This window comes from Curtobacterium sp. 18060 (genome assembly GCF_902706105.1).
Classification (GTDB): domain Bacteria; phylum Actinomycetota; class Actinomycetes; order Actinomycetales; family Microbacteriaceae; genus Curtobacterium.
In genome coordinates this window covers 73,007-80,108 of record NZ_CACSJV010000013.1, presented here as the reverse complement: position 1 = coordinate 80,108, position 7,102 = coordinate 73,007, and the positions used below count along the sequence as shown (strand labels likewise).

Below are 7,102 nucleotides of genomic sequence, written 5' to 3'. Positions count from 1 at the left end.
CCTCCCCACCCACCCACACGGAGTCCGCTCGGTGAGGTTCCGCTCGAGGTCGGCGGCGTCGCAGGCGAGCACCACGGTCCGATCCGGCAGGTCGACGCGGAACGACTGGTGCCCCGGCGTGTGACCGCGGGTGTCGAGTGCGGTCAGGCCGGATGCCAGTCCCGTGTCCCCGTCGAGCAGGAACACCCGGACGTCGGCGTCGAGCACGTCGTCGACGACGACCGTCTCCCGCCGACCGATGCCGCTCTGCAACCAGTCCCACTCCCGTCGCTGCAGCGCGACGGGGGTGCCCGGTGGGACGAGCCGGAGGCCGCCCGTGTGGTCGAGGTGCACGTGCGAGATCGCGCAGAGCGCCAGGTCGTCCCACGCCAGTCCCGCAGCCGCGACCCCCTCGGCGAGCGCGTCGCCGGGCGGCACGACCGCCGTGTAGCTCTCGTACTCGTAGTGCGCGGCCCGCTCCTCGGGGTCGCGCACGCGGTCGACGTTGAACCCGCCGTCGAGGAGCACCCAGCCGTGGTCGAAGACGACGGCCGCGGCGGTGACGGGTTCGAGCAGGAAGCGTGCGGGATCGCCGCCCCGCAGGGAGATCGACTCGGGGATCGGTTCCCACCCGAGCACGAGCGGCACGAGCCCGCGTGGCCGGCCCCCGAGTGTGGCTCCGGTCCACACCGCCCCGTCGAACGTCTTCGCCATGCCCTTGCACCTCCGGCTTGATTGGATACAATTTGTGCCAATCCGAATCCATTGTGCCGGAGTTCCGGGAGGACGCCATGACCGACGCGATCGACATCAACATCCCCATCTCCCCCGAGATGCTGCACTGGGGCCGGCGCCCCACCTTCGAGATGGTCGAGGAGATCGCGGACGGGTACCCGTCGGACGTCTCCCGCTGGCTGATCGGTGCACACACGGGCACGCACGTCGACGCGCCGTCGCACTTCGTGCCCGGTGCGACGACCGTCGACGAGATCGCGCTCGAGAGCGTGGTCGGCCCGGTCCGCGTCCTCGACCTGCGACACGTCGTCGAGGAGATCACCGCCGACGACCTCGAGGAGGCGGGTGCGGCCGGCGCCGAGCGCGTGCTGTTCCGCACGCGCAACTCGACCGACGCGCTGACCCGGAACGAGCGATCGGAGACGTGGGTCGGCCTGGGCCCGAGCGGCGCGCAGTGGCTGGTCGACCGCGGGGTCCGGTTCGCCGGCATCGACTACATGACGATGGAGGCCCCGGCGCACACCGAGGCGTGGCCGACACACGTCGCCCTGTGCGGCGCCGGCGTCGTGATCCTCGAGAACGCGGACCTGTCCGAGGTCGAGCCCGGCGACTACCTGATGGTCTGCCAGCCGGTGCCGTTCGCGGGGCGCGAGGCCGCTCCCGCTCCGACCGTCCTGCTCCCCCTCGCCGTGGCGACCCACGCATGAGCGTCCACGTGGTCCTGGTCCACGGTGCCGGCGGGTCGCCGTCCACCTGGTCGTCCGTCGCCCAGCTCCTGCGCGACCGCCGCATCCCGTACACGCTCGCCGACAACGCGATGACCTCGCTCCGCGACGACGAGGCCACGGTCCGCGCCCTGGTCGACGGCATCGACGGCCCGGTCCTGCTCGTCGGCCACTCCTACGGCGGCGCCGTCATCACGAACGCGGGCACGCACGACCGCGTCGTCGGACTGGTCTACGTCGCGGCCTTCGCTCCGGACGCGGGCGAGTCGGTCTCCGGGATCGTCGAGACCCGGGAACCCGCTCTCGTCTCGCAGTACATGCACCGCGGCCCGGCCGGCGAGTGGATCGCACAGGACGACGAGGAGTCGCGGCTGGCGCTCGCCTGGGACGTCCCGGAGGACGTGCTGCTCGCCGCACGTGCCGAGGGGCGGGTCACCGCCGACGCCGCGTTCCAGCAGCCCACCGGCGAGCCCGCGTGGCGGACCCGCCCGAGCTGGTACCTGGTCGCCACGAGCGACCGGCACCTGCTGCCCGCGATCCAGCGCGACTTCGTCGCCCGGATGGGTGCAGTGGTCGACGAGGTCGACACGAGCCACGCGGTCGCGCACGCCGCTCCGGACCGGGTCGTCGCCGTCATCGAGAGCGCGGTGGCCGCGCTGCGCTGACCACCGTCGGCTGCGCGGGTGGTGCCACGGTCAGGAGGCCGTGGTCACCAGTCCGTCCAGGTCCTTGACCACACGACCCGCCTGCAGGACCGCGCGCACGCTGGCAGCGTCGGCCAGCGCGCCGACGTCGGCGAGCGGGTCGACGCCCGAGACGACCAGGTCACCGGCCTTGCCGGGCTCGACGGAGCCGAGCCGGGCCTCCAGACCGAGCAGCCGGGCACCCTGCAGCGTGCCGGCCGTGATCGCGTCGAGCGGCGAGAGCCCGACCTGCTCGAGGCGGGCGAGCTCGGCGAGGTTCCGACCGTGCGGGTGCACACCCGCGTCGGTGCCGAGCGCGACGGGCACGCCGGCGGCGACGGCACGTCGCACGCTGTCGAGGCCGCGAGCGTGCAGTGCCGCGCGCTGTGCGAGGCGTTCCGCAGAGGCGGTGGACGGGTCGAGTTCGCGCAGGAGCGTGCTGAGGGTGGGGACGAGCACCGTGCCGCGTTCGACCATGAGCGCGATGGTGTCGTCGTGCAGGTCGTAGCCGTGTTCGATGCTGGCGGCTCCGCCGAGCACGGCGGCACGGACCGCGGCGTCGGTGAGCGCGTGGGCGGTGACCGGGCGGCCGCCGCGTTCGCCGACCAGGTGGACGACGAGCCGCACCTGGTCCTCGGTGATGCCGACGTCGTCCGGGTCGTCGGTCGGCGAACCGACCCCACCGGACGTGGAGACCTTGATCGCGTCGGCGCCGGTGCGGAGCAGCGAGCGGACCGTCCGGACGACGTCCTCGTCGGTGTCGACGACGCCCGGCGCGGGCATGCCCGGCCGGACGGCCCAGGCCGGCAGCGACCCGTTCGGCCGGACCGGGTCGGCGTGTCCACCGGTCGGCGAGAGCATGGCGATCGCGAGGTGCAGGCGCGGACCGACGACGGCGCCCCGGGCGACGGCGTCGCGGTAGCCGGGGGTCAGCCCGTCCAGGTCCCGCGCGGTCGTGACGCCGGCGTGCAGGGTGCTCCGGAGCACCTCGGCAACCTCGAGCACGTGCTCCTCCGGGAACCGTGCCCGCTGTTCCTCGGGCGTCGTCGGCACCATGCTGAGGTGCACGTGCGCGTCGACGAAGCCGGGCAGCAGCCACCGGCCGGTCAGGTCGACCGTCGGCACGTCCGCAGCCGGGGCGCGCCGTGGACCGACGTAGGTGACGTCGCCGTCACGCAGCTCGACCTCGGCGTCGGCGCGGGGCGGCGCACCCGTGCCGTCGACCAGGGTCGCGCCGACCAGTCGGAGCACGCCGTCGGCGTGCGGGGTCGTCGGGAGTCGTGCCGCCACAGCGGGCCTTCCGGGTCGGTCAGCCGGCCAGGCTGAAACGGGCGGAACCGGGGTCCGCGTCGAGGAGACGACGCGTGTACCAGTGCTGCGGATCGGCGTAGATCTGCTCGACCGGACCGGCCTCGACGACCTCACCCTGGTACAGCACGACGACCTCGTCGCTCACACGCTGCACGACCGCCAGGTTGTGCGAGATGAACATCATCGTCAGGCCGAGGGACTCCTTGATGTCGGCGAGCAGCTCCAGGATCTGCGCCTGCACCGAGACGTCGAGCGCCGAGGTGATCTCGTCGGCGATGACCAGGTGCGGGTCGATGACGAGGCCGCGGGCGATGGCGATGCGCTGCCGTTGCCCGCCGGAGAACTCGTGCGGGTAGCGGTGCATCATGTCCCGGGACAGCCCGACCCGCTCGAGCCAGCCGCCGATGCGGTCCTCGTGGGTGGCGACCCGGGGGCGGACGGGGTCGATCGCCTCGGCCAGGGTCTGCGCGACGGTCCGTCGCGGCGAGAGCGACGAGTACGGGTCCTGCGGGATCATCTGGATCCGGCGACGGTAGCGGCGCAGGGTCGACCGGTCGGCCGCGGTCAGGTCGACGCCGTCCACCGCGGCGCTGCCCGAGGCGGGCTTCACGGTGCCGACCAGGACCTTCGCGAGGGTGGACTTGCCCGAGCCGGACTCGCCGACGACGCCGACGGTGCGACCTCGCTCGAGGCGGAGGTCGACGCCGTGCAGGACGGTCGTCGAGCCGAACGCGACGTCGAGGGCGCGGACGTCGATCATGGGGGCCGTGTCGGTGTCGGTTGCGCGGCGTTCGCGTGTCGTCGTGGTGTCGGTCATGCGTGTGCCTCCGCCTGCTCGGTGCGCGTGGACTCCGTGGGCACGGTCACGACCGGAGTGGCCGCCAGGAGCTGCTTCGTGTACGGGTGGTCGACGGTGTCCGGGGAGAGCCCGGCGACGTCGTCGATGCGCTCGACGATCTCGCCGTTCCGCATCACCAGGACCCGGTCGCACAGTGCTCGGACGACGCCGAGGTCGTGGGAGATGAACAGCACGGCGGTGCCGGAGTCCTCGTTCATCCGCTTGAGCACGGTCAGCACCTCACGCTGGACGGTGACGTCGAGGGCGGTGGTCGGTTCGTCCGCGATGAGCAGGTCGGGCTTCGTGCTCATCGCCGACGCGATCATCGCGCGCTGCTTCATGCCGCCGGAGAGCTGGTGCGGGTACTGGCGCAGTCGACCCTCGGGATCGGTCAGCATCACGGCGCGGAAGCCCTGTGTCAGGAGTCGGATCGCGTCACGTCGGCTGTGTCGCAGCCGCATCCGCAGCACGTCGGACAACTGGATGCCGAGCACCATGGCCGGGTTCAGCGCGGTGCCCGGGTCCTGGTAGACGAGCCCGATGCGGGAGGCGAGCACGCGGTCCGGCACACGACCGAGCAGGTCGACGCCGCCGAGTTCGAGCCGCCGCGCGGAGCCCTCGAGCCCCTCGCCCAGCAGCTTGGCGACGAGCGAGGCCGTCAACGACTTGCCCGAACCGGACTCGCCGACGATCCCGAGCACCTCGCCCCGCCGGATGGTGAACGAGACGTCCTTGACCAGGGCGCGTCCACTGGCGGCGTGCTGCACCGAGATGCCGTCCGCGACGAGCACGGCGTCGTCCTCGACCGCGAGCGTCGACGGGCCGGTCGCGCGGGTGGTGCGGGACCGCGTGGTGTTCGACCGCGGGTTCGCGGCAGCGGCCAGTCCGTCCCCGACGAGCAGGGCGGCGAGGGAGGCGAAGGTCAGCGCGACCGCGGGGCCGACGATGACGACGGGGTTCACCACGATGCGGTCGAGTCCGTCGTTGAGCAGGGTTCCCCAGTCGAACGCGGGGGTCTGCGCGCCGAGGCCGATGAAGGACAGTCCGGAGATCTCGACGAGCGAGCCGGAGAAGGCGCCGGCGATCAGGATCAGCGTCGGCTCGGCCATGTTCGGCAGGACGTGCCGCATGGCGACCCGGTGCGCCGGGACCCCCATCAGGCGTGCGGTGGTGACGTACTCGCTGGTGGAGATCTTCGCCGCCAGGTTGGCGGTCAGACGGGCGAAGCCGGCGATGTTCGCGACCGCGATGGCCACGACGACCTGCACCATGCCCTGCCCGAGGATCGCGGCGACGATGATCGCGACGAGCATCGTCGGGTAGCTGACCGCGAACTCGATCCCGCGCAGCCCGAGCTCGCGCACCCGGCGGGGAGCGAGCCAGACGCCGATGCCGAGCGCGATGCCCACGATCGCGGACAGGGCCGTGGCGGCGAGCGCCATCAGGACCGTGGCCCGGGTGGCGACCAGGGTGCGCGCGAGCATGTCGCGGCCGAGGGTGTCGGTACCGAGCGGGTGCTCGGCGGTGGACCCCAGCCCAGAGGTACCGCCGATGCCCGTGGCCTGGGCGCCGAACACGAACGGTGCGACGACCGCCACGATCAGGATCAGCCCGAACATCGCCAAGCCGACGATCAGCCCGCCGTTCCACGCGAAGGTGCGGGGACGCGATGCCGGGTCGGTCGAGGCCGCCTGGACGGCGGTGATGGTGTCAGCCACGCTTCTCCCCGAGGGTGCGCGGGTCGATGAGACCCAGGATGATGTCGATGACGAGGGTGATCACGAGCGAGATGAGCCCGATCACGAAGACCGCGGCGCGGATCACGGGGTAGTCCTTGTCCACCGCGATCGCCTGCACGATGACGCCGCCCAGGCCCGGCCACGCGAAGACCGCCTCGGTGATGAGTGCCGAGCCGAGCAGGGCCGTCAGGATGATCCCGGACAGCGTCAGTGCGGTGGTGAGCAGGTTCGGCAGCATGTGCTTGGCGTAGATCGACAGCGCCGGCAGCCGCCACCCGCGGGCGGTGCGCATGTAGTCCTGCTCGAGGATGACGGCGGTCTCACGGCGGACGATGCGGGCCACCGAGCACGTGCCGCCCACGGTGAGCGAGGCGATCGGCAGGACCGCCGCCGCGCCGAAGTCGTAGGCCGGCGAGTACGCGGGCGGCAGCACGTGCAGCAGGACCGCGAAGACGACGACGAACCCGGTGGCGAGCACGTACGTGGGGATCGACGAGATCAGGCCGGTGACCGCCGAGAACGAGACGTCGAGCCAGCGGTGCCGGTCGCCGCGGGTGAGGACGCCGACGGTCATGCCGAGTGCGAGTCCGAGGACGAGCAGCAGCAGGACCGCGGCGATCGTGATCGTCAGCGTGTACGGCACGGCCGTCATGACGATGTCCATCGCCGGTGCGCGGTACTTGTACGAGTCACCGAAGTCGCCCTGCACGACGCCGGCGACGTAGTGCCACAGCTGGACGGGGATCGGCTGGTCGAGACCGAGTTGGTGCCGGACGAGCTCGACCTGGGCGAGCGTCGCGGTGTCGCCGGCGATGGCCGTTGCCGGGTCGCCGGGGATGAGCTGCACGATGAGGAACGTCACGAGGACGAGCAGCGCCAGGTTGATGACGAGTCCGACGGCACGGCGGAGCAGGAAGCGGCGCCATGCGCCACCGAGGCTCGCGGCCCGGGGTGCGGCGGCGGTCGGGGTTCCCGGAGACCCGGGGGTGCCCGGACCGGGCACGGGGAGATGGTCGACGGTGGTGGTGCTCATCGCGGGTCCTCCTGGTGCTCCGGTCCGGGCTGGGGTGGTGCGGTGGTGCTCGTTGCGTG

The 7,102-nt window shown here is 72.3% G+C and carries 7 protein-coding genes; 2 read left to right on the top strand and 5 right to left on the bottom strand.

The annotated features are described in order from the left end of the window. Positions 1 to 693 (bottom strand): MBL fold metallo-hydrolase (locus tag GVL05_RS08860; protein WP_159572893.1); only part of this gene is annotated, 693 nt, incomplete at its 3' end. 77 nt (positions 694 to 770) lie between these two features. Here GVL05_RS08860 and GVL05_RS08855 point away from each other — a divergent pair. Continuing rightward, positions 771 to 1,421 (top strand): cyclase family protein, encoded by a 651-nt coding sequence (locus GVL05_RS08855; protein ID WP_131844886.1) that lies wholly within the window; start codon positions 771 to 773, stop codon positions 1,419 to 1,421. Then, a complete protein-coding gene (locus GVL05_RS08850; RefSeq protein ID WP_159572891.1) occupies positions 1,418 to 2,104 on the top strand; it encodes an alpha/beta hydrolase in 687 nt (228 codons plus the stop codon). The genes GVL05_RS08855 and GVL05_RS08850 overlap by 4 nt, the downstream gene beginning before the upstream one ends. A gap of 30 nt (positions 2,105 to 2,134) precedes the next feature. Here the strand turns inward: GVL05_RS08850 and GVL05_RS08845 are convergent, their stop codons facing one another. From GVL05_RS08845 to GVL05_RS08830, 4 genes are read right to left on the bottom strand one after another with little or no spacing between them, the layout of a single operon-like run. After that, the gene (locus tag GVL05_RS08845; RefSeq protein ID WP_159572889.1) at positions 2,135 to 3,412 is read right to left on the bottom strand and encodes an amidohydrolase family protein; all 1,278 of its coding nucleotides are present in this window, start codon (positions 3,410 to 3,412) and stop codon (positions 2,135 to 2,137) included. A gap of 19 nt (positions 3,413 to 3,431) precedes the next feature. Continuing rightward, a complete protein-coding gene (locus GVL05_RS08840) occupies positions 3,432 to 4,250 on the bottom strand; it encodes an ABC transporter ATP-binding protein (RefSeq protein WP_159572887.1) in 819 nt (272 codons plus the stop codon). Then, positions 4,247 to 5,989, bottom strand: coding sequence for a dipeptide/oligopeptide/nickel ABC transporter permease/ATP-binding protein (locus tag GVL05_RS08835; RefSeq protein ID WP_235035917.1), 1,743 nt, complete (start codon positions 5,987 to 5,989; stop codon positions 4,247 to 4,249). Before GVL05_RS08835 ends, GVL05_RS08840 begins: the two co-directional genes overlap by 4 nt. Beyond that, positions 5,982 to 7,043 (bottom strand): ABC transporter permease, encoded by a 1,062-nt coding sequence (locus GVL05_RS08830; RefSeq protein ID WP_111086468.1) that lies wholly within the window; start codon positions 7,041 to 7,043, stop codon positions 5,982 to 5,984. Before GVL05_RS08830 ends, GVL05_RS08835 begins: the two co-directional genes overlap by 8 nt. Between the last annotated feature and the right edge of the window lie 59 nt (positions 7,044 to 7,102).